This is a genomic window from Bradyrhizobium uaiense, from assembly GCF_010811875.1.
Classification (GTDB): Bacteria; Pseudomonadota; Alphaproteobacteria; order Rhizobiales; family Xanthobacteraceae; genus Bradyrhizobium; species Bradyrhizobium uaiense.
The window spans coordinates 1-331 of the sequence record NZ_VKHP01000637.1; the positions used below are offsets into that span (position 1 = coordinate 1).

Annotated in this window: 1 pseudogene; it reads left to right on the forward strand. The window is 57.1% G+C overall.

Annotated features, from left to right (window positions below):
* Positions 1 to 72 precede the first annotated feature (72 nt).
* Positions 73 to 331, forward strand: a pseudogene (locus tag FNJ47_RS46860) (C4-dicarboxylate ABC transporter substrate-binding protein); the annotation flags it as partial.

Below are 331 nucleotides of genomic sequence, written 5' to 3' on the forward strand. Positions count from 1 at the left end.
ACGACGTTCGCCTGTCCCTCACCCACAGCCATCATGCCGAGGAATGTCTTGCGACAGGATCAGGAGCGACCCATGATGCGGCGCAGCTTTGTCGGTTTCATCGGCGCAGCTCTGCTGTGCTTGTTTGGGCAGCCGGCTCTCGCCCAAGTCAGCTGGCAAATGGCGACGGAATATCCGCAAACCAACATTTCGGGTGTGGGGCTGACAACCTTTTCGAGGCTCATATCAGCACACACAAATGGCTTCGTCACGGTAAGGACGTCTTTCGACAACGAGCTGAAAATCTCTTCAGCTGAGATGATCGGCGCAGCTCGCGATGGCCGGGTCACAG